Below are 20035 nucleotides of genomic sequence, written 5' to 3'. Positions count from 1 at the left end.
CTGTGTTGCGTCATATAGCGGATGCTCGCCGAAAGGAAACCTAAGTGCTCATTGCACAGCGCCCCACCCTCTCCGAAGAGGTCGTCTCCGAAAACCGCTCGCGTTTCATCATTGAACCGCTGGAACCGGGCTTCGGCTACACCCTTGGAAACTCCCTCCGCCGTACCCTGCTCTCGTCCATCCCCGGTGCCGCTGTAACCAGCATCCGGATCGATGGCGTGCTGCACGAGTTCACCACTGTTCCGGGTGTCAAGGAAGATGTCACTGAGATCATCCTGAACATCAAGAGCCTGTCGGTTTCCTCCGAGCACGATGAGCCGGTTGTTGCCTACCTGCGCAAGCAGGGCCCCGGAGTCGTCACCGCCGCGGACATCGCTCCGCCGGCCGGCGTCGAATTCCACAACCCGGATCTGCACATTGCCACGCTGAACTCGAAGGGCAAGTTCGAACTCGAACTGACCATCGAGCGCGGCCGCGGCTACGTTTCGGCAGCTCAGAACAAGTCCGGCGATGCAGAGATCGGCCGTATCCCGGTCGACTCCATCTACTCGCCGGTGCTGAAGGTTACTTTCCGCGTGGAAGCAACCCGTGTTGAGCAGCGCACCGACTTCGACAAGCTGATTGTCGACGTCGAGACCAAGCCGGCCATTGCCCCGCGCGATGCCGTAGCTTCCGCAGGCACCACCCTGGTGGAACTGTTCGGTCTGGCCCGTGAGCTGAACACCGCAGCTGAAGGTATCGAGATCGGCCCCTCGCCCACCGACGCTGCCCTGGCAGCCGACATGGCACTGCCGATCGAGGATCTGGACCTCACCGTCCGGTCCTACAACTGCCTCAAGCGTGAGGGCATCCACACCGTGGGTGAACTCGTTGCCCGCTCCGAGGCTGACCTGATGGACATCCGTAACTTCGGTGCGAAGTCCATTGACGAGGTCAAGGCAAAGCTGGTTGAACTGGGCCTGTCCCTCAAGGACTCGCCTCCCGGTTTTGACCTCGCAGCACGCGCCGCAGCAATCGAAGAGGACGACGCCGCCTTCGGCGACGACGAACTCTAAACCAGATCCTGGCCGGCGGGCAGCACCACGGTGTGCAGCCCACACGGCTTCCATATGAGGAGAAACAATTATGCCTACCCCCACTAAGGGTCCGCGCCTCGGAGGCGGCCCGGCTCACGAGCGCCTCATGCTCGCGAACCTGGCAGCAGCACTGTTCGAGCACAAGCGGATCACCACCACTGTGACCAAGGCCAAGCGCCTGAAGCCGTACGCAGAGCGCCTGGTAACCTTCGCCAAGCGTGGCGACCTGGCTTCCCGCCGCCGCGTTCTCGGCCTGATCAGCAACAAGGGCGTTGTCCACGAGCTGTTCACCGACATCGCACAGGCAGTGGAGAACCGCGACGGCGGTTACACCCGCATCACCAAGATCGGCAACCGCAAGGGCGACAACGCTCCCATGGCTGTCATCGAACTGGTTCTCGAGCCGGTTTCCGCCAAGCAGGCCGTCGTTGCTGAGGCGACCCAGGCTGCTGCCAAGGCTGCTCCGGCCGCCGAGGAAGCTCCCGAGGCTGAAGCCGTAGAGACCGAAGCCGCTGAAGCTCCGGCCGCCGAAGAAGCTGCTGCTGAAGAAACTGCAACCGAAGAGGCTCCGGCCGCTGAGGAAGCACCCGAGGCACCCGCTGCCGAGGAAAAGGACGCGAAGTAATTCGCTGATATTCTTCGCATAGACTTGGGTCTATGAACGACCAAAAACCCGCGGCCCCCGTTTTGGGGGGCGGCGGGTTTTTGCGTATCCGCCTTGATCTTTCGTACGACGGCGGCCCCTTCAACGGGTGGGCCCTGCAGCCCGGGCTGCGGACCGTGCAAGGCGTCCTCGAGGAGGCGTTGGAGCTTCTGGTGCGCCGCCCTGTGCGGGTCACCGTCGCCGGCCGAACGGATGCCGGCGTGCACGCCCGCGGCCAGGTGGTCCATCTGGACCTCAGCGAAGACGAGTGGCTGGGACTGCCGCGCGGGCACGAACTGGATCCCGCCGTCGCGCTTCTCCGCCGGATCCGCGGGGCCTTGAGCCGTATCCTGGGGGACCTCACCGGTGCCGTGGAGGTGCACAGCGCGGCGCCGGCCCCGGCGGGCTTTGATGCGCGCTTCTCCGCGCTGTGGCGGCGCTACAGCTACCGGATCGCGGACGGACCTGCGCTGTGGGATCCGCTGGAGCGCTACTTCACGCTGTGGCATAAGAATCCGCTGGACGTGTCACTGCTCAACGAGGGCGGGGCCAAGCTGCTGGGCCTGCAGAACTTCCTGTCCTTCTGCAAGCCCCGGGAGGGTGCCACCACAGTCCGGGAGCTGCAGCGATTCGAGTTCCGCCGCGGCGAGGACGGCGTGATCGTGGCTACGGTCCAGGCGGATGCCTTCTGCCACAACATGGTGCGGGCGCTGATCGGCTCCGCACTCTACGTGGGTGAGGGGGTGGAGGAGCCAGGCTGGCTCTATGAACGGCTTCTGGCGCAAAAAAGGGATGCGAAGTCCGTCCTGGCGGCCCCGCACCCGCTCGTGCTGGAGGAAGTGGCGTACCCGTCGGACGGCGAACTCCTTGCCCGCGCCGAGCTCACCCGGGCGCTGCGCGCGTAAGCCTCGATTGCTCCATACTTGCCGTTTAGAGGGTTCAAAGCGGCATTTACGGAGCAATCGATTTTAGAAGGACGGCGGCGGGCCGTCGGCGGGTAGCGTCAGGGTGAAGGTGCTGCCTTGGCCCTCGCCGCTCTGGCAGGTGATGGTGCCCCCGTGGCGTTCCACGATCATCTTGGTAATGGAGAGCCCAAGGCCTGCCCCGGAGATCGAGGACTTCCGCGCCGTCTCCGTCCGGAAGAACCGTTTGAACACCTTGGCGGCGTCCTCGGTGCTCATGCCCATTCCCGTGTCGCTGACGCTGAGCCGAATCCATTCGTCACTGGCCCAGGCGCTGATGCTGACCTGGCCGCCGCCGGGGGAGTACTTGATGGCGTTCGAGACCAGGTTGTCGAGCGCCTGTCCGATTCGAAGCGGATCCGCGTAGGCCCATAGCGGGGAGGGGACGTCCGCGGTGAGCCTGATGTTTGCACGTTCCGCCTGGGTGCGGGCCGACCCCACGCTGGTCTCCACGAGGCTGGCCAGGTCAGTGCGCTTCGGGTGCACGTTCAGGGCCGCCGACGCCGATGCGGTGAGGTCGGATACGAGGGCAAGCAGCCGCTCGGAATTCCGCTGCACTACTGTCAGGCGCTGGACCAGTTCGCGGGGAAGACTGGGATCCTCAAGGATCAAATCCATATTGCCGAGAATCGAATTCAGCGGGCTCCGGAATTCGTGGGAAACGTTGGAGACCAGTTCCTCGTTCGCGGCCAAGGCTTCGACGAGGCTTGTCACGTCGCTGTAAACAACGACGGCGCCGTTGGGATGGCCCTCCCCGGACAGCAGGGGCCGGGCAGCGGTTGAGATGGCCCGCTGGTCGCTGTCCTCTCCGATCCAGACCAGGTAGTCGGCAAAGGACTCACCGTCCACGGCGCGCTGCACCGGGTGTTTTTCCGGAGGCAGGGGAGTGCGCTTGTCCAGGGCGTAGATTGCCTGGCGTTCCTGGTTCGCAGTGCCTTCGCCCTGCGCCACCAGTTCATGGAACAGCCGCTGCCGGTCGTTGGTCAGCAGGTGCCGGCCTTGGGGATCCACAGCGATGATTCCGACGTCGGTAGCGTCCAAAACGGTCTGAAGCAGCCGCTCGCGTTTGTTGCTGGCGTCCAGGAGTTCGCGCAACTCCTTGTCCTTCTGGGCGAGTTCGCGTTGCTGCATCCGCAGGTTGACGCTGGCGAAGCGGATGGCCAGGGACACGGCCAGCATCATGAGCGGAAAGAGGATGACGGTGGTGACATCCGTGGCGGTATGGGCGGGCCACTTCTGGGCCAGCGTAGGCAGCATGATAAGCAGTGGACCCACAAAACTGAGGACCAGGCTGGTGCGGGTGAGCATTCCAGAGGCGGAGAGCCAGATGACGGGGAAGACCACCAGCACGGCCAATCCGGGAAGGAGGGGTGCCGCTCCGTTGCGGAGAAGTCCGATGGCCACGAAATCGAGGACGGGGATAATCAAGTACGGGCGGAGGTTTATCTTCTCCCAAGGAACCAGGAAACTTGCAAGCAGCAGCGCTACATGCAGGGCCACCCCCGCCATGTAGAAGGGGCTCGACAGCAACGTTGGCCACGCGAAAGGCGTAGCCACCGCGAGTGCAGCCACAATCAGCGTCAGCGGCAGCTGGCACAGAGTGGTCTGCCCGCGGGGTCCTAAGTCGCGGAAGAACCGGCCAGGCCCGCGTTGGAAAAACGACTCAGCCATGAACGCGGTTCAAGCCCCGCACATAGCCTTGCCCACAACAAACTTCCGCGCGCGGCGGTTCCACGATCCCCATCTTCACCAAGCCCCATCTTCTCGGTTCGTATTACACATTTACTGTCATGGTAATTGACTTTTTCTAATCAATCTTCCCTCAGATGTCATCAGCCGGGCTTACTAGTAGCGTATAAAGAGTTAGAGCGGCATGTCACCGGCGCTGGGCTGGTGGGGGGACATGTTTGCCTTGCACGGGGATAGCAGATGGATGATCTAGGTGTAGCTGTAGTAATCGAGGACGATGCGGATGTCCGCAATCTCCTCGAAGGGGTATTGAGCCAAGCGGGCTTTGAGGTCCATACGGCACCGGATGGCAAAGCAGGCGTCGAGGTGGTCCGCGAAAAGCAAGCCCATGTAGTTACGCTTGACGTTGGCCTTCCGGACATTGACGGATTTGAGGTTTTGCGCCGCATCCGGCATTTCAGTGATGCCTACGTGGTCATGCTGACGGGCAGGACTGAGGAACCCGATTTGCTGTCGGCCCTCAATGCCGGTGCGGATGATTACATTGCCAAGCCGTTCCGCCCGCGGGAACTCCGGGCGCGGGTGGCCGCGATGCTGCGCAGGCCACGCCATGGCGTCAGCAAGCCCGCCGCCGCTCCCGCGCCACCGGTTCCGGCGCCCCGGGAAGACCCGGCCGTGTTCCGGCACAACGGACTGGTACTCAACTACCGGACGCGGACTGTCGAAGTGCAGGGAGAGCCCCTGAACCTGACCCGGAGCGAATTCGACCTTCTCCACGTGCTGCTGCGCGGCCGCGGGGCAGTGTGCAGCAGGGCAGACCTGGTCCGGGCGGTCCGTGGCGAGTTCTACGACCAGGACACGTATATCAGCGAGGCGGACGAACGGGCGGTCGAGGTGCACGTGGGAAACTTGCGGCGCAAGCTGAAAGAGAACCAGCATTCACCGCGCTGGCTGCAGACCGTTCGTGGCGTCGGCTATCGGCTGGCGCCGGCCAGGCAGGAAACCACGTAGCCCCTTCAGGTGTGTTCCAGATCCTGTCCGCCGGCCGCGATGTAGGTGGACTGCAGTTCGGAGACCGTCTGGCTGCCGTCAACGGCAACGCGCTCCATCAGCAGGCGGCCCTGACCGAAATCGCCTTGCCGCACCACGTTTTCGAGAAGCTCGGCCAGCTTGGACAGCCGCTCCCCGCCCAGCATGGCAGAGGTGATCTTCAGGCTGATGGCGGCGTCCAGGCAGGCTGCGACGTCCTGGCGCTCCACGGCGGCGGCGAGCCGCGTGTACCGCTGGTCCCACATGTCCGCGTAGTCCTGCGCGAAACGCTTGGCCAGGGCCGGCCCGGCGAGTTCTGCTTCAAGGTCCTCCAGGACCGCAGCATTAACCAGCGGCAACAGAACCACCGCCTCCAGAGACAGTGCGGGTTCCGCAACCGGCGGCACCCACGACGGGAAAGCGGCAGCTGTGCTGCTCTCCTCGCTGGTGGTGCCGGGATCTGGACTGTACATGTTTCAAGGCTACTTCCTGCTGTTCTCTTGAGGTGGTGAATTCGGGTGATCCTGTGGAAACCTTGAGGGTTGCCGTGGTTTGTGGCTCACTGCCCGCTGAACGTGATGACGGTGTTGACCACCGCCGGGCCCAGGATGGCAATGAAGAGCACTGGAAAGATGAAGAACAGCAGCGGAAAGAGGATCATGACCGGCAGCTTCATGGCCTTTTCCTCCGCGCGCTGGCGCCGTTTGACGCGCATCACCTTCGCCTGGACGCGGAGGACCTGGCTGATGGCAATGCCGTAGGTATCGGCCTGGATGACAGCCTGCACAAAACTGCGAAGTTCGGGGATGTTGGTGCGGTCCGCCAGGGCCTGATACGACTCCCGGCGGCTGCGGCCCACCTGCATGTCCTGCAGCGTGCGCACCAGTTCTTCGGCCAGCGGGCCCTTGCCGTTGGCTCCGGCGCGGGCCATCGCACCCTCGAACCCGAGGCCGGCTTCAACGGAAATCAGCATCTGGTCCAAGGTATTGGCCAACTCCAGCTGCATGATTTTCTGCCGTTCCTGGCCTTTGCTGTAGAGCAGGAGGTCGGGGATGAAGTAGCCCAGCACCACCACGAACAAGCCAGCGAGTTTCATCAATGGTGTTGCGCCCATCGACGTCAGATACAGCCCCAGGACGGCGCCAACGACACCCAGCCCCAGCTTGGATCCCAGGACCTTCCCCAGCGGCATGGAGGCGGGCCGACCCGCCAGCGAGAGCAGCCGGTCCAGGAAAGCGACGTACGACGGCGGAGTCACGCGCCGTCCGAGTGATTCCAGGAGCCCGGGGGAGCCGGAAGCCTCCACGGCCACGGGCGCGGCGCCGCGGGCCAGCAGCTCGCTGGCTGCGGCACGGCCCTGCTTGTCCACAGTGAGCAGGGACCAGGTCAGGCCGCCCAGCGGGACGCAGACCAGGAGGACGGAGAGGAGAACAACGATGCTCATGGCTTCCTCAGAACTTCAGGTCGATGATCTTGCGCATCCACAGCGCACCGATGGTCATCAGGACAAAGGACGCCCCGATCAGTCCCCAGCCCAAGGGGTGGGTGAAAAGGGAGTTCATATAGCCCGGGCTGATGCTTAGGAGCATGCCCACGATGCCGAAGGGCATGGCAATGAGGATGTACGCGGAGAACTTTCCCTCGGCCGCCAGCGCTTTAATATGTCCCTTGATTTCAGCCCGTTCGCGGATGGTTTCTCCCACCTGGTCCAGCACGTCGGCGAGGTTTCCGCCTACCTCGCGGTTGATCTGAATGGCTTGGGAAATCCAGACGAAATCGTCGTTTTTCATGCGCTCGGCCGTATCGTTCAAGGCGGAAAGCAGGTCGCGCCCCAGACTGGTTTCGGTGATGACCCGGCGCATTTCCTCCGAGGTGGGTTTTTGCGACTCGGTGGCCGCGGCGTCTATCGCACGCAGGATACTGTGGCCGGCCCGAAGGCCCCCGGAGAGGAGCTGCAGCGTATCGCCCAGCTGGCCGTCGAACGCGGTGCGGCGTTTGCCGGCGAGGAATCCCAGGACGGCCTTACCCACGAAGGGGGCAGTCAACGCCAGCAGAAGGCCCACCAGCGGGCCCACCGTCACCAGTCCCACCACCATGCCGACGGCGGCGCCGATGCCCACAAGGACGAAGAATTCAGATTGGCTCAGCCGCAGCCCGGCTTCTTCCAGGTCGGCCTTGGTGAAGGCCTTGACCGTGCGTCCCGCCAGGGCACGCTCAAGCGCCCTGACGGCAGCACCGGCGAATCGGGTCAGGGAGGACGGTGGCTCCGTTTCAAACGGACGACGGCGGTCCAAGGGCACCGCGGGCGTGCCGGGCAGGAGCACGGCGACGCCCAGGAACACTACGGCCAGCAGGACGGTGACGGTTCCGATGGCGAGGATCATCGTGGCACCGTCACCTTCCGCCCGAAGGCTGCGGCGCGGCGAAAACTTCTGGTGAGAGGTGGATGCCCATGTCTTCGAACCGGTCGATGAAGCGCGGGCGAATGCCGGTGGCCACAGGCTTGCCGAGGAACCGGCCGTGTGCGTCCACCCCGGCAGAGTAATCGAAGACGAAGGCGTCCTGGAGGGTCACGATGTCTCCTTCCATGCCCTGGACTTCGGTGACATGGGTGATGCGCCGGGAGCCGTCACGGAGACGGGAAATCTGCACCACAAGGTTTACTGCAGAGGCGATCTGCTCGCGGATGGCGCGCAGCGGCAGGTCCATGCCGGCCATGAGCACCAGGGTCTCGAGACGGGCGACGGCGTCACGGGGCGAGTTGGAGTGCACTGTGGAGAGCGAACCGTCGTGGCCGGTGTTCATGGCCTGGAGCATGTCCAGCGACTCTCCGCCACGGACCTCACCCACCACGATCCGGTCAGGACGCATACGGAGCGAGTTTCGGAGCAGTTCGCGGATGGTCACCTCGCCTTTGCCTTCGGTGTTCGGCGGGCGGCTTTCCAGCCGGACAACGTGTTCCTGCTGGATTTGCAGTTCCACGGCGTCTTCGATCGTCACGATGCGTTCGTCGTTCGGCAGGAACGATGAGAGCACGTTCAGCAGGGTGGTTTTGCCCGTCCCGGTACCGCCCGAGACGATGATGTTGAGCTTTGCCTTGACACAGGCGTTGAGCAACTCCGCCATTTCCGGTGTGAGCGTGCCGAAATCAATCAGGTTCTGGACTGTCAGCGGAACCTTGCTGAACTTACGGATGGTCAGCGAAGAGCCCCCCACCGCCAGAGGCGGGATGACCGCATTGACACGGGAACCGTCCTCGAGGCGGGCATCCACCAGCGGGGAAGACTCGTCGATGCGGCGGCCTACCTTGGAGACGATGCGCTCGATGACCTTGCGCAGGTGTTCTTCCGAGCTGAAACGGGAATCGGACAGCGTGAGCTTGCCCTTGCGCTCCACGTAGATCTGGTCCATCCGGTTGACCATGATTTCGGAGACATCCGGATCGTCCAGCAGGCGCTGGAGCGGACCGTAGCCAAGGACGTCGTCAGCAACGTCCTGGACCAGGCGGGTGCGCTCATCCGGCGTCAGGGGAACCTGTTCGGCATCGATGATGCGGATCAGCTCTTCTTTGGCGGAGGTGCGAAGCTCATGCTCGGTAACCGTCGCGTCGTTGAACCGTGTTCCCATCCGTTCGAAAAGAGCGGTGGCCGCGCGAAGTTTCATGGCTGCGAAAACGTCCACCGGCTGGGCCTTCGGCACTGCCTGACCGCCGGCGTCGGGCGTTGAAGCTACTGGTTTGGGCGCGGCTGGTGCCGTTACGGCGGCAGGGCGCCGGGGCTCGCGGGGACGATCCCGGGCAGGTGAAGGGGCGACGACAGCGGCCGGACGCGGCGCAGCCAGCACAGCGGCCGAGCTGCCGGAGTCCTGGCTGCGGCCCTGGGCCGCGTTGATCCGTTCAGAGAGCTTCATCAGATGACCACCCTTCGGTGCAGTTTGCGCTGTGCCTGGGTACGCCACGCCGGGTTGAAACGCTCGGCCAGGTGGCGGAGGCTCTTGACGGCGGGATCCCGCTTGGATTCCTGGAGGACGGGGACGCCCCGGTTGGTTGACAGGGCGACGGCCTTGGAGCGCGGGACGCTGACGTCAACGGGCGCGCCGATGGTGGATTCGACGTCCTGGATGCTGAGCCCGGACTTGGCGTCCGCCATGTTCAGGACAACGTGCCGTGATTCGGGCATGATGTCGAGCTGGCGCAGTACTTCCAGCCCGGAACGCAGGCCACGGAGGCTGGGGATGTCCATCGCGCTCACCCATACGGCGTCGGTGCACTGTTCCATCGCTGCCAGACCGATTTCCTGCATGCCTGGCGCGGTGTCCACCACCACGTACTGGAACTCCTGGGAGAGCTGCTCGAGCAGGCGGGAAACGTGCTCGGGGGTGATGTGGTCCGCGTCCACGGGGTTTGGCGGGGCGCACAGGGCGTAGATTCCCGCCGGATGCACGGTGAGGAACGCCTTCAGCACCAGGGAATCCTGGCTCGCCGCCGGTGTGACAGCGTCCGTGACGGTGTGCTCGGGGTCGAGGTAGAGGCCGGAAGCGACGTCGCCGAACTGGAGGTCGAGGTCAACAATCACCACGCTCATGGGCGCGATCTTGCCGAGCCCGATGGCGATGTTGGTGGCGATGGTGGTTTTGCCAACGCCGCCTTTGGGGGAGAAGACACCAATGACCAGGCCTTTGCCGCCATTCTCCGCCGGAAGGTCGTCATGGTTCCGGTGCCGGGTTGCGAACGATTGGCAGGCACGTTCCAGCAGCACGCGGATTTCGGCTGCGTCTGCCTGGGGGCTGAGGATGTCGCGGATGCCGGCGCGCATGGCGTGGAGCAGCAACGTCGGTTCAACGTCGCTGACCAGTACCAGGCTGAGCTCGGGCTGCTGCACATCGAAGACTTTTGCGAAGCGCAGGGCTTCCTCGTAGGCCACGTCCGGGCCGATGATCAGGACTTCAGGCCGTTCCTGGTCCAGGAGGGCAAACAGTTCGGCCGGGCCGGCGGGGAGGATATCCGAGGCGATGGTCTGGACGCTGCCGCGCAGCCCATGGTCGACAGCGGCGTGCAGCTTCTGGTCGAACTCAACGCTGGGCGAGAGCAGGACGAAGCGGCTCACTTGTAGATCACTTCCTTGCGTTCGATACGGGGCCCGTTGTCCTTGGCATTCAGCGGTTCCTTGGTGAGCCAGAGCCTGCCGAACTCGGACGCGAAGACGATCTTGTTGGCGTCGATGTCGTTGACGGCGACCGTAAGCATCAGGGAGCCCTCCGGGAGAGTGGTGTCCTGGGGGTTGGTTCCGTCTTCGGACTCTTCCTTTGCCGCGGCCTGCGGGGCGCGCTGGACGGCGGTGACGAGGACTTTCCGCAGCGTCAGCTGGGTAGATTCGTCCTTTTCGTTGGCCTTGTCCGCGCCGGCGTCGAAGACCATCGCTATGCCCACGTGGTCACCGACACTGATGCGGCCGCCGACAACACGCTGCGGTTCGAGCTGGAAGGAGACTTCCTGCATACCTGCAGGGACAGTTGCGGCGCCGCTGTCCTTGGCGTCCTCCGGTGCCACCAGGCGCTCGGCGAGCAGCTGTTCGCCCGGGATCAGGTCCACGGCGGCTACCGTGCCGGCTTTGTCGTCAAGGTTGGAAAGCGCCGAGGCGGATTTGCCTGCCGCCGGTACAGTTTCCGTGGCCAGCGAGGCTGTCATTTCCTCGACCGGGGTTCCTGCGGGGATGGCGGTCTTCACTACCAGTACTTCCACCGGCTGTGTGCCGGCGAGTGCGCGCTGGTCGGCACCCTGTGCATACATGACGATGAGGATGGCCCCCACGAGCGCCAAGGCAACGGCGGCCGTTCCGGCGAGCATGCGAGACTTCACGGTCAACTCCTGATAAAAGGTTCTTGTTCTGGGGATTTAGAGGACGGGACGTGCAATGGTGGCGCCGTACTCGTCCACGGGGCCTAAGGTGTAGCCGTCGTCCAGTGAGGTGTACTTGACGAATTTGCCGATGATCCCACGGCATTCTCCGCGGCACTCGTTGGCTAAGGTGACACCCGGTGCCGAGCCGGCACGGTTTTGGAAGGTGTTGGGGGCGACGCTGTCACCGCTGAATTTCCAGCCCGTGACTTCGAACGCTGCGAACGCGACCAGGCTGTAGACGGCGCCGTTACCGGTACCGGTGACCTTGTTGAAGATCGGCAGAAGAACGGTCACTTTGCGTCCCGCAGTGATTTCACTGACCCATTTGTTGAGCGTGTCGCTGCAGTTGGCGGGTGCGTTGTTGCCGGGATCGCTGCCGCCCTCGCTGACGGCCAGGTCGATGGAACCACCGCACTTGCCGGGGTCCTGGACCAGCCAGCCGAAGCCGCCTTCTACAGCTGCGCCTGAAGGACCGTAGTTGCAGTCGGCGTTCGTGTTTTTGCCATGATCCTGGAGGCGCTGCAATTCGCCGTCGATCTTGTCCTTTACCTGGCATACGGAAAAGGCGAGGGGAAACGCCGTGCGGCCGGCACGGGCGCTGCCCCACACAGCGGAGCCACGGGCACCGACTTCTTTTGTGGGTATGCCGAGGACGTTCGCAAAGAACAGCGTCACTGAGTTTTCAGCTCCACCAGGTTCCTTGGCCGCCGTGGTCACGGAGACTTTGCGTGCTGCTTTATCCAGCTGGATGGAGTACACCTTGCTCATCCCGTCCAAGGCATTATTGTTGGCCAGATCGCCAGCGAGCGTGGACGTGGTGGAGCACTGGGTGCCGGTGGAATCCCGGGCACATTTTTGGGCGAGGGCGATGGCGGAAGCATCGGCGCCGTTCTGGAGCTGGGCGCGCTCTGAATAAATGACACCAACATCCACCGCGATGGCCACGAACCCCAGGAGGCTGGCCAGGAGGAGGGCGACGATGACACTGACCGCTCCGCGTTCAGGGTTATGGTCCACTATCCGCCGCACAGCATGACTCCTTTTCCTTTGAGGGGGAAGGGCCCCGCGATTCCGGTGATAGTGGACAGGTTGTAGTTGATGGTGAGTGTTACCTGGTTGCCGGTGCTGCAGACCTCCGTGCTCAACGTGATGTCCGAGGTGGGGATGGAGGTGCTCACGGGGGCCGCCGCATTTTTCGCGGCTGTCCTGGCGGCGGCAGGATCGTTGGAGATTGCCATGACCCGGACGCCGTCCCGGGCCGCGTTAGTGAGGGTGATCTGGGCGTTATACGCCCGTCCAAATTCGATGGTTCCGAGGACCAACAGCAAGAGGAGGGGCAACAGGAGTGCGAATTCGACAGCGGCTGCACCGCGTTCGGAACCGCTCTTCACCTGTTGCTCCTCCTCTTGCGTCATTTGTCTTGCCCTGGACCTGGGGCCGTCGGCGGATACTTCAGGGCGCCAACGCTGAGAACGCTAGCTGGCGGCGGGGGCAGGAAGCTTGCCGTTGACGCTGTCGAACATCGCGTCGAGGTTGGTACCGAGCAGGCTGACTGCGACGATGATGACGACGGCGATGAGGCCGACCATGATGCCGTATTCAACGGCCGTGGCGCCCTTTTCGTCGCGGAGGCGGTTCTGCAGCTTGAAGCCGAGGGTCTGGAGGGTTGCGATGAGAGAAAGCATTTTTTACTCCTGAGCGAGTCTGGGTGGTGGCTGGTCCGTCACCAGCTCTAAAACGAAGTTAGCAAGCAAAAAAGCCCTCGAGCCGGGATCTTGGGACTTCCTGCGCAAAGGCTTTTCGAGGTGGGCGAATCCTGCGTTTTCCCTGCGTACGACCTGCGTTTTCCAGTGGATTTACGCGCCTGAACACACCAACGGACCCCCTCGGTTCTGGGTGCCGAGGGGGTCCGGTCTATGGGGCGACGCCTGGAAGAGGGCGTGCGACAGGAAGAAATCTAGAGAAGCGTGTCCATGATGTTGATGACGGCCGGTCCCAGCAGAACGATGAAAAGCACCGGGAAAATGAACGTTAGCAACGGGAACAACACTTTGACCGGAAGTTTCATTGCTTTCTCTTCCGCCCGCTGCCGGCGCCTGACCCTGGACTGCTTAGCCTGCGTTCGGAGGACCTTCGCCAATCCGATGCCGTATTTGTCAGCCTGGACAACGGCACGTACAAAACTCCGCAATTCGGAAACAGATGACCGGTCAGCCATGGCCTGGTAAGCCTCCTGACGCGGGCGGCCCACCTGCATGTCCTGGAGGGTGCGGGTTAATTCCTGGGCGAGCGGTCCTTCGCCGTACTGACCCGCCCTGGCCATGGCTGCCTCAAAACCCAAGCCGGCCTCAACTGAGATCAGCATCTGGTCCAATGCATTGGGCAATTCCAGTTGGATGGCCTGCTGCCGTTTGATCCCCTTGTTGTAGACCAGCAGGTCGGGAACAAAGAATGCGAGGACAGTGATGAACAGCCCGATCGCAACATTCTGTACGGTCGGCGAATTGCGGAAAGCCAATATGGCCAGCACCGCTCCTGCGAGCGCAAGCAGGGGTTTGGCGACTATCAGTTTTTCCAGCGGCATGGCAGCGGGCCGGCCAGCCAAGGCGAGCCATCGGTCCAGCTTTGCTTCGTAACTGCCAGGCACAAGGCGTTTGGCAACGCCGAGCAAAGGCATGGATCTTGACACCGATGCTTGCCCGCCGGCCGAAAATCCGTGCCCGAGATTCGATTGGACTGCCAGGGCACCGGCTCGATCCAAGGTGGCTAACACCCAGACGAAGTAGGCGAGCGGGAGAATGACTGCGGCAATGATCAGCCAGGCGACGGGAGTCATGACAATCCTCCTAGAACTTGATCTTGACGGTGCGGCTCATCCAGACTCCGCCGATGATGAACATGACCACGCTCACGGCGACCATCATGTTTCCGATGGGTTCCTCTACAAAGACCCGCATGTAGCCAGGGTTGATGAAGGACAACATCACAGCGACCGCCGCAGGCATGGCCATGAGAACGATCGCGGACATTTTGCCCTCCGCGCTTAGTGAGCGGACCTGGCCCTTTATTTCGCTGCGCTCCCGGATAGTTCCTGCCACCTGCTCGAGCACCTCCGCGAGGTCCCCACCCACCTCGCGGTTAATTTGAATCGCTTGGCCGACCCATCGGAAGTCCTCACTGTCCATGCGTTCCGCGGTCTCTTCCAGCGCCTGGCCGAGGTCCTTTCCGATCCGGGTTTCATTAACGATCCGGCGAAGTTCTTCTGACGTGGGAGCCTCCGATTCCAATCCGGCTGCTTCAAGCGAACGCATGACGCTATGGCCGGCCCGCAGGCCGCCAATGAGCATTTGGATAGTGTCAACGAGCTGCGCCTCAAACTTGCCCTGGCGTCTGTCCGTCTTGATGGTGAGGACGGCGCGTGTCAGGAAGGGAGCCGCGACGGCGAGAAGGATACCCAAAACCGGGTTGGTCAAGAGCGCCCCGATGAAACCCAGCAGCACGGAAGCCACTCCTACCAGCACCGTGAAGTCCGCGGGACCGAGTTTGACGCCGGCGTTGTAGAGCAAATCCCTGCTAAAGGGTCCGCCGGACTTTCCCAGGGCTTTGTCTACGCCGTCCACCAATGTGTGTGAAACCTTGCCCAACGAGGATTCTTCCCGGCCACCGTCGGGGCGCCGCCGGGACAAAGGAATCGAACCGTGTCCCGGCCTGATGACGACAAAAAGCAACAGGAGTACGGCTCCGAAGCAGAGCAATACGGCCGTCACGAGAACAAAGGGGGCCTCCATGGTTACCGCCGCCCATACGGCTGCATGTCTGCCCCGAACACGGCGGGTGAGACGGAAATGCCAAGCTCAGCGAACCGGTCCAGAAAGCGTGGGCGGATGCCGGTCGACACAGGTTTGCCCAGGAAGCGGCCCTGGGGGTCCATGCCGGCCGAGTAATCGAACAGGAACACATCCTGAAGGGTGACGATGTCGCCCTCCATCCCCTGGACTTCGGTGACGTGGGTGACCCGCCTGCTGCCGTCCCGGAGCCGGGTGACTTGGATGATGAGGTCAACTGCGGAAGCAACCTGTTCCCGAATGGCCCGGAGCGGGAGATCCATGCCGGCCATGAGCACCAGCGTCTCCAGGCGCGCGATCGCGTCCCGTGGCGAGTTCGCATGGACGGTCGACAGAGAACCGTCATGTCCCGTGTTCATCGCCTGCAGCATGTCCAGTGACTCGCCGCCGCGCACTTCACCCACAATGATCCGGTCGGGACGCATGCGGAGTGAGTTCCGGACCAGGTCCCGGATGTTGATGGCACCCTTGCCCTCAATGTTGGGCGGGCGGCTCTCAAGCCGGACTACGTGCTCCTGTTGGAGCTGCAGCTCTACAGCGTCCTCAATGGTGACAATGCGGTCATCCTCCGGAATGAAGGAGGAAAGTACGTTAAGCAGTGTGGTCTTGCCGGTTCCGGTACCGCCCGAAACGATCACGTTGAGACGCGCCTTAACGCAGGCGTTGAGCAGTTCGGCGATCTCCACCGTCAGCGAACCCCAATCGATCAGGTTGCGCACAGTCAAGGGGACATGGCTGAACTTGCGGATAGTGAGCGACGGGCCGTTGACCGCCAGGGGCGGGATGATGGCGTTAACGCGCGATCCATCCGCTAACCTGGCGTCGACCAAGGGTGAGGACTCATCGATTCGCCGCCCGACCTGCGAGACGATGCGCTCGATGACCTTCCGAAGGTGGTCGTCAGAGCTGAACTGCGCGCCGGTCAGCTGCAGGTGCCCGCCGCGTTCAATATAGATCTGATCGTGTCGGTTGACCATGATTTCCGTGACGGACGGGTCCTCGAGCATGCGTTGGAGAGGACCGAGACCCATGACTTCGTCGGCTATCTCGCGGATGAGCCGACGGCGCTCCTCTGGCGTCAGCGGTACCTGCTCCTCGTCGATAACTGTCGATAGCTCCTCAACAGCGGATGCACGCAGTTCGTCCTCGGAGGCGGATGAGTCACCGAACCGGGTACCCATTCGCTCGAAGAGTGCGAGGGCTGCGCGTTGCTTGAGGCCAGCCAAGGCATCCACTGCCTGCGGAGGGGCCGTCAGCGGACGGCGAACCGCCGCGTCCGGGAAGGAAGGGGCGGTGGGTGTCGTTGCGACTGACGCGTCGCCGGGCTCCACCGCTTCCTTGGCAGCGGATTCCGTGTTTCGGGAAAGACGCTCTGAGAGTCTCATGAGACAACCACCCTTCGGTGCAGCTTGTTGTGGGAAGAGGAAACCCATGCCGGGTCGAAACGGTCCACCAGCTTCCGAAGGCCCTTGGCGGCCGAGTCTCTGGCGGTTCCTTGCAGGACCGGGACGCCACGGTTGGTAGAAAACGGCAGCGTCCTTGAGCGGGGAACGACAGCGTCGATGGGAACCCCTATAGTCGCCTCGACGTCCTGGACCGACAGGCCACTCTTTCGGTCCGCAAAATTGAGGACGGTATGGCGTCCCTGGGGAACGAGCTGCAGCTCCTTCAAGACGCCGAAGCACTTGCGCAGGCCGCGCACGCTGGGGACATCCATTCCGCACACCCACACGCCGTCCGTAGCCTGTTCCAACGTTGCAAGGACGTGCTCTCCCAGACCGGGTGCAGTGTCCACCACCACGTACTTGAACTCGCTTGCCAGCTGATTGATGAGCCGGCTTACGTGGTCCGCGGTGATGTAATCCGATTCCGCCGGGGTCCGCGGTGCGCAAAGGGCGTAGATCCCGGCCGGATGCACGGTCAGGAACGCTTTGAGCACCATTGAATCTTGGGAAGCTGAGCCGTGGACTGCCTCGGTGATGCAGTGTTCGGGCTCCAAGAGCAGCCCTGAGGCGACGTCGCCGAACTGGAGGTCGAGGTCCACGATGACGACCCCCATGGGCGCGACTTTGCCGAGTCCGATAGCCAGGTTGGTTGCGACCGTCGTTTTGCCGACGCCACCCTTGGGGGACATGACGGCAATAACGCGCCCCCGCTCCTGGCCGGGCTCGGCCGCGGGAGCCATCCCCCTGCGCCGGCTCGCGGATGCCAGACATGCTCGCTCGAGCAGCACCCTGAGGTCATTGACCACGATGTCCGGGGTCACTACGTCCCTGATTCCGGAATGCATTGCCCGCAGAACGAGGTCAGGCGAGGGATCCGCCACGAGGAGCAGACTCACTTCCGGGTACTGAAGGTCGAACACCGTAGCGAGCTTTAGCGCGTCGTCCGGGGTCACCCCGGGTCCAAGGATCAAGACTTCCGGCTGCGCACCGGTGAGTTGCCGGAAGACGTCATCTGGCCCGCCAGCGAGAACGTCAGGTGTCAGCGTCTGCAGTTCGCCGTGGAGGGCTCCAGCAATGGCCTGGCGGACGCGCCCTTCAAAATCGCGGACTGCCGTGATGGCTACGAACCTGCTCATCAGTACAGCCCACCGAAAGTAGTGACCGGAGTCTTGCTCTTAGTGCTGGTATCCGTCTGCTTCGCCAACCAGATGGTTCCGAACTCGGCACCGAACACCAATTTGACAGCCTGTGCGTCGGTTCTGGCCAAAGTAACGAAGGCTGACCCGTTAGGCATCTCGACGCCGGTCTGCGCGGCACCGTCCTCATCCTTGGCCCCGGCCTTCTTAGTGTCCGGGGCTGCCTTTTGAACCGCAGTTACCAGGACGTCGTGGAAGAGCAGGCCCGTGGATTGCTTCCAGCCTTGGACTTCAGCCGGTACCCGCCCGTTCGCCGGCATCTCTTCGTCGGACGTGAACGATGTATAGACGGTGACTTTGTCGCCGGCTTCCAGGCGGCCACCAAGGATACGCTCCGGGGCAAGGAGCAAGGTGACTTCCTCGAGTCCGTCAGGTACCGGAACGGTTCCCGGGACAAGTTCCTTTGGATCGACAAGGCGGGATGCGAGGAGTTGTTCCCCCGGTTCAAGGGGAACGCTGGTTACTCTGCCTGTTTGGTCTGCGAGCCCTTCCAACGCACCATCCGGAACGGCAGAGCGAGGAACGGGGGCGACTTCAACGTACTTGTTGAGTTCTTCCGCTTTGGTTCCAGCGGGAACGGATTCCTTGACGATGAGCACATTGACGGGCTCAAGCCCTTGAGCTGCCCTGTTGTCGGCGCCCTGCACATAAACCACAAGCAGCACGGTTCCAATGACGGCCAATACCAGAGCCGCTATGCCTCCCAGTAGGCGTGATTTCACTTGATTACTCCTCTGCTTTCATCCTTGATCGGAGCGGAGTGGGCCATGCCTACTCCGAGAGCCAAACTGCGGTTGCGCCGTAGTTCGGTGCTTCACCGCTCGTTGCGAGCCCCTCATCGAGGGACACATAGCGGGTAAAGAAGCCCTGAATGCCGCGGCAGTTGCCGTTGCACGAGGGTGCGGCAGGATCCAAGCTGGTGAGAGAAGGGCCTCCACCGAACTTGTAGCCGGTAACCTGGAAGGCGATAAAGCCCGTCAATCCGTAGGTTGCGTGCTGTCCCGTTCCAGTTGCACTGCTGAAGATGGGAACCAGGATCGGTTCATCCATCAGCGAGGCGAGAATGGCTGTGCAGTCGCTCGGGAAGTCGTTGCCGGGATCGTTCCCGACCTCGGATGCCGCGATATCGATGTCTGCCGAGCAGCCGGTGTCCCGGTCCAGCCAGCCGAAACCCCCCTCGGCATAGCCGTTTTGAGGGACGCAGCCTGGGTAGTCCGGAGTGTTCTCGTCATATCGCAGCAGGATGTGCGTGGGAATCGGGTCGCCTGTGAAGCTTCCTGTTGACTCGAGTTCGGCGAGTTGGCTGGGGGAGAGATACTGCTCGAAGACGCATTGGCTTATGGTCCAGGGAAGCGTCGTTGCGGCGGAGGGAGCACCCCAGGACGCCACCGCTGCTGCATGGATGACGCTCGTGTCGTTCCCCAGAACCCTGGCAAAGTACAGTGCGAAGCTGTCGTCAGTGGAGCCTGCAGCTTGCGCGTTGGTTTCCACTCGTACGGAGGTGGCAGAAGGCTGGGTCACGGAAAAGACCCCGCTTGAGCCGTCATTGGCATTGTCGTCCGCAAGGCGGTTGGCGGGATTCGTCATTGCGGCCGGGCAACTAAGCCCTTGTGCGCAGTCCCCGGCGATCGCCAGGGCCGTAGCGTCAGCCCCCGTTTGAAGCTGTGTCTTCTCGGCATACATGGCCCCGACGTCCACCGCGAGTGCGGCGAAACCTAACAGCACAACCATCGAAAAAGCTACGACAACGGCGGCAGCGCCGCGTTCGCTGTCAGTTCCGCCGTGAAGTACTCCTTGCCCGGAATTCCCTCTCAGCCGCCGCATCTCATCACTCCTATTCCGGTCAGTGTCATGGGGAAGAAGCCCGGTGACCCGAACCAGCCGGAGTCGAGGAATCCGGACATGGACGAGAGGGTCACACTGGTCGTGACTTCGACGTTGTTTCCGTCCGAACAACTGCCAGCGTTGTCTGTCACGTTGACGCCCAGCCCATCCAGCGAGGGAGCGGCGCCCAAGGCGGTTCCCTCGACGTCAAGCGAGTCGTCGTCATAGTGGATCGCAGCATGCCGGGCACCTTCCCGGGCAGCCTGAGTCAAGGAGTTCTGAATGTTGAATACCCGGCCGAATTCCATGGTGCCGATGAGAATCAAAAGAAGCAGCGGAAGCAGAACTGCCATCTCAACGGCTACTGCGCCGCGTTCTTTCTGTTTCGGGTTCACACCGTCCCCCAGGACTTGTACCGCCGGCTGAT

At 62.8% G+C, this 20035-nt stretch carries 21 protein-coding genes and 1 pseudogene; 4 read left to right on the top strand and 18 right to left on the bottom strand.

The window, feature by feature from the left end:
• The first annotated feature begins 44 nt into the window (after positions 1-44).
• From ACIQCM_RS04885 to ACIQCM_RS04875, 3 genes are all read left to right on the top strand, one after another.
• Complete coding sequence (locus tag ACIQCM_RS04885; protein WP_377214681.1) at positions 45-1055, top strand: DNA-directed RNA polymerase subunit alpha; 1011 nt, start codon at positions 45-47, stop codon at positions 1053-1055.
• 70 nt (positions 1056-1125) lie between these two features.
• Positions 1126-1701, top strand: a complete 576-nt coding sequence (gene rplQ / locus ACIQCM_RS04880) for a 50S ribosomal protein L17 (protein WP_400604390.1) — start codon at positions 1126-1128, stop codon at positions 1699-1701.
• Positions 1702-1733: 32 nt separating this feature from the next.
• Complete coding sequence (locus ACIQCM_RS04875; RefSeq protein ID WP_400604388.1) at positions 1734-2624, top strand: tRNA pseudouridine synthase A; 891 nt, start codon at positions 1734-1736, stop codon at positions 2622-2624.
• 63 nt (positions 2625-2687) lie between these two features.
• Here ACIQCM_RS04875 and ACIQCM_RS04870 read toward each other — a convergent pair whose 3' ends face one another.
• On the bottom strand, positions 2688-4352 hold the full coding sequence (locus tag ACIQCM_RS04870) for a sensor histidine kinase (protein WP_400604386.1): 1665 nt from the start codon (positions 4350-4352) through the stop codon (positions 2688-2690).
• 258 nt (positions 4353-4610) lie between these two features.
• Here ACIQCM_RS04870 and ACIQCM_RS04865 point away from each other — a divergent pair, with 258 nt between their 5' ends.
• A complete protein-coding gene (locus tag ACIQCM_RS04865) occupies positions 4611-5381 on the top strand; it encodes a response regulator transcription factor (protein WP_400604384.1) in 771 nt (256 codons plus the stop codon).
• Positions 5382-5386: 5 nt separating this feature from the next.
• Here the strand turns inward: ACIQCM_RS04865 and ACIQCM_RS04860 are convergent, their stop codons facing one another.
• The 17 genes and pseudogenes from ACIQCM_RS04860 to ACIQCM_RS04780 form a co-directional block, all read right to left on the bottom strand.
• Positions 5387-5872, bottom strand: a complete 486-nt coding sequence (locus ACIQCM_RS04860; protein ID WP_400604383.1) for an Hpt domain-containing protein — start codon at positions 5870-5872, stop codon at positions 5387-5389.
• 86 nt (positions 5873-5958) lie between these two features.
• Positions 5959-6843 (bottom strand): type II secretion system F family protein, encoded by an 885-nt coding sequence (locus ACIQCM_RS04855; RefSeq protein ID WP_400604381.1) that lies wholly within the window; start codon positions 6841-6843, stop codon positions 5959-5961.
• Between the two features lie 7 nt (positions 6844-6850).
• Positions 6851-7783 (bottom strand): type II secretion system F family protein, encoded by a 933-nt coding sequence (locus ACIQCM_RS04850; RefSeq protein ID WP_400604379.1) that lies wholly within the window; start codon positions 7781-7783, stop codon positions 6851-6853.
• A gap of 10 nt (positions 7784-7793) precedes the next feature.
• Complete coding sequence (locus ACIQCM_RS04845) at positions 7794-9308, bottom strand: CpaF family protein (RefSeq protein ID WP_400604378.1); 1515 nt, start codon at positions 9306-9308, stop codon at positions 7794-7796.
• A complete protein-coding gene (locus tag ACIQCM_RS04840; protein WP_400604376.1) occupies positions 9308-10504 on the bottom strand; it encodes a CpaE family protein in 1197 nt (398 codons plus the stop codon). The genes ACIQCM_RS04845 and ACIQCM_RS04840 overlap by 1 nt, the downstream gene beginning before the upstream one ends.
• The gene (gene cpaB / locus ACIQCM_RS04835; RefSeq protein ID WP_400604375.1) at positions 10501-11256 is read right to left on the bottom strand and encodes a Flp pilus assembly protein CpaB; all 756 of its coding nucleotides are present in this window, start codon (positions 11254-11256) and stop codon (positions 10501-10503) included. Before cpaB ends, ACIQCM_RS04840 begins: the two co-directional genes overlap by 4 nt.
• Before the next feature lie 36 nt (positions 11257-11292).
• Entirely contained in the window at positions 11293-12327 is a 1035-nt protein-coding gene (locus tag ACIQCM_RS04830) for a pilus assembly protein TadG-related protein (protein WP_400604373.1), read from the bottom strand.
• A complete protein-coding gene (locus ACIQCM_RS04825) occupies positions 12315-12713 on the bottom strand; it encodes a TadE/TadG family type IV pilus assembly protein (RefSeq protein ID WP_400604371.1) in 399 nt (132 codons plus the stop codon). Before ACIQCM_RS04825 ends, ACIQCM_RS04830 begins: the two co-directional genes overlap by 13 nt.
• Positions 12714-12773: 60 nt before the next feature.
• A complete protein-coding gene (locus ACIQCM_RS04820) occupies positions 12774-12983 on the bottom strand; it encodes a Flp family type IVb pilin (protein ID WP_400604369.1) in 210 nt (69 codons plus the stop codon).
• 272 nt (positions 12984-13255) lie between these two features.
• Positions 13256-14134 (bottom strand): type II secretion system F family protein, encoded by an 879-nt coding sequence (locus tag ACIQCM_RS04815; protein WP_400604367.1) that lies wholly within the window; start codon positions 14132-14134, stop codon positions 13256-13258.
• A 10-nt stretch (positions 14135-14144) separates the two neighbouring features.
• Positions 14145-14942, bottom strand: a complete 798-nt coding sequence (locus ACIQCM_RS04810; protein WP_400604365.1) for a type II secretion system F family protein — start codon at positions 14940-14942, stop codon at positions 14145-14147.
• Positions 14943-15088: 146 nt separating this feature from the next.
• The gene (locus tag ACIQCM_RS04805) at positions 15089-16528 is read right to left on the bottom strand and encodes a CpaF family protein (RefSeq protein WP_400604363.1); all 1440 of its coding nucleotides are present in this window, start codon (positions 16526-16528) and stop codon (positions 15089-15091) included.
• A complete protein-coding gene (locus ACIQCM_RS04800) occupies positions 16525-17724 on the bottom strand; it encodes a CpaE family protein (protein WP_400604362.1) in 1200 nt (399 codons plus the stop codon). Before ACIQCM_RS04800 ends, ACIQCM_RS04805 begins: the two co-directional genes overlap by 4 nt.
• A complete protein-coding gene (locus ACIQCM_RS04795) occupies positions 17724-18506 on the bottom strand; it encodes a Flp pilus assembly protein CpaB (RefSeq protein ID WP_400604360.1) in 783 nt (260 codons plus the stop codon). Before ACIQCM_RS04795 ends, ACIQCM_RS04800 begins: the two co-directional genes overlap by 1 nt.
• Before the next feature lie 49 nt (positions 18507-18555).
• Positions 18556-19371, bottom strand: a complete 816-nt coding sequence (locus ACIQCM_RS04790; RefSeq protein WP_400633664.1) for a hypothetical protein — start codon at positions 19369-19371, stop codon at positions 18556-18558.
• Between the two features lie 54 nt (positions 19372-19425).
• Positions 19426-19608 (bottom strand): annotated as a pseudogene (locus ACIQCM_RS04785) (pilus assembly protein TadG-related protein); the annotation flags it as partial.
• On the bottom strand, positions 19596-20003 hold the full coding sequence (locus ACIQCM_RS04780; protein WP_400604356.1) for a TadE/TadG family type IV pilus assembly protein: 408 nt from the start codon (positions 20001-20003) through the stop codon (positions 19596-19598). The pseudogene ACIQCM_RS04785 and the gene ACIQCM_RS04780, both read right to left, overlap by 13 nt.
• Between the last annotated feature and the right edge of the window lie 32 nt (positions 20004-20035).

Source organism: Pseudarthrobacter sp. NPDC092439, from assembly GCF_044754945.1.
Taxonomy (GTDB): Bacteria; Actinomycetota; Actinomycetes; order Actinomycetales; family Micrococcaceae; genus Arthrobacter.
The sequence above is the reverse complement of the archived record's forward strand: the minus strand, read 5'-3'. Positions and strand labels throughout refer to the sequence as shown.

Excerpts from the sequence above, each read along its gene's own strand:
- ACIQCM_RS04825 (WP_400604371.1), bottom strand. The coding sequence starts at position 12,713 with ATGACGCAAGAGGAGGAGCAACAGGTGAAGAGCGGTTCCGAACGCGGT.
- rplQ (WP_400604390.1), top strand. The coding sequence starts at position 1,126 with ATGCCTACCCCCACTAAGGGTCCGCGCCTCGGAGGCGGCCCGGCTCAC.
- ACIQCM_RS04875 (WP_400604388.1), top strand. The coding sequence starts at position 1,734 with ATGAACGACCAAAAACCCGCGGCCCCCGTTTTGGGGGGCGGCGGGTTT.
- ACIQCM_RS04860 (WP_400604383.1), bottom strand. The coding sequence starts at position 5,872 with ATGTACAGTCCAGATCCCGGCACCACCAGCGAGGAGAGCAGCACAGCT.
- ACIQCM_RS04865 (WP_400604384.1), top strand. The coding sequence starts at position 4,611 with ATGGATGATCTAGGTGTAGCTGTAGTAATCGAGGACGATGCGGATGTC.
- ACIQCM_RS04845 (WP_400604378.1), bottom strand. The coding sequence starts at position 9,308 with ATGAAGCTCTCTGAACGGATCAACGCGGCCCAGGGCCGCAGCCAGGAC.
- ACIQCM_RS04855 (WP_400604381.1), bottom strand. The coding sequence starts at position 6,843 with ATGAGCATCGTTGTTCTCCTCTCCGTCCTCCTGGTCTGCGTCCCGCTG.
- ACIQCM_RS04850 (WP_400604379.1), bottom strand. The coding sequence starts at position 7,783 with ATGATCCTCGCCATCGGAACCGTCACCGTCCTGCTGGCCGTAGTGTTC.
- ACIQCM_RS04800 (WP_400604362.1), bottom strand. The coding sequence starts at position 17,724 with ATGAGCAGGTTCGTAGCCATCACGGCAGTCCGCGATTTTGAAGGGCGC.
- ACIQCM_RS04805 (WP_400604363.1), bottom strand. The coding sequence starts at position 16,528 with ATGAGACTCTCAGAGCGTCTTTCCCGAAACACGGAATCCGCTGCCAAG.
- ACIQCM_RS04820 (WP_400604369.1), bottom strand. The coding sequence starts at position 12,983 with ATGCTTTCTCTCATCGCAACCCTCCAGACCCTCGGCTTCAAGCTGCAG.
- ACIQCM_RS04790 (WP_400633664.1), bottom strand. The coding sequence starts at position 19,371 with ATGACGAATCCCGCCAACCGCCTTGCGGACGACAATGCCAATGACGGC.
- ACIQCM_RS04815 (WP_400604367.1), bottom strand. The coding sequence starts at position 14,134 with ATGACTCCCGTCGCCTGGCTGATCATTGCCGCAGTCATTCTCCCGCTC.
- ACIQCM_RS04870 (WP_400604386.1), bottom strand. The coding sequence starts at position 4,352 with ATGGCTGAGTCGTTTTTCCAACGCGGGCCTGGCCGGTTCTTCCGCGAC.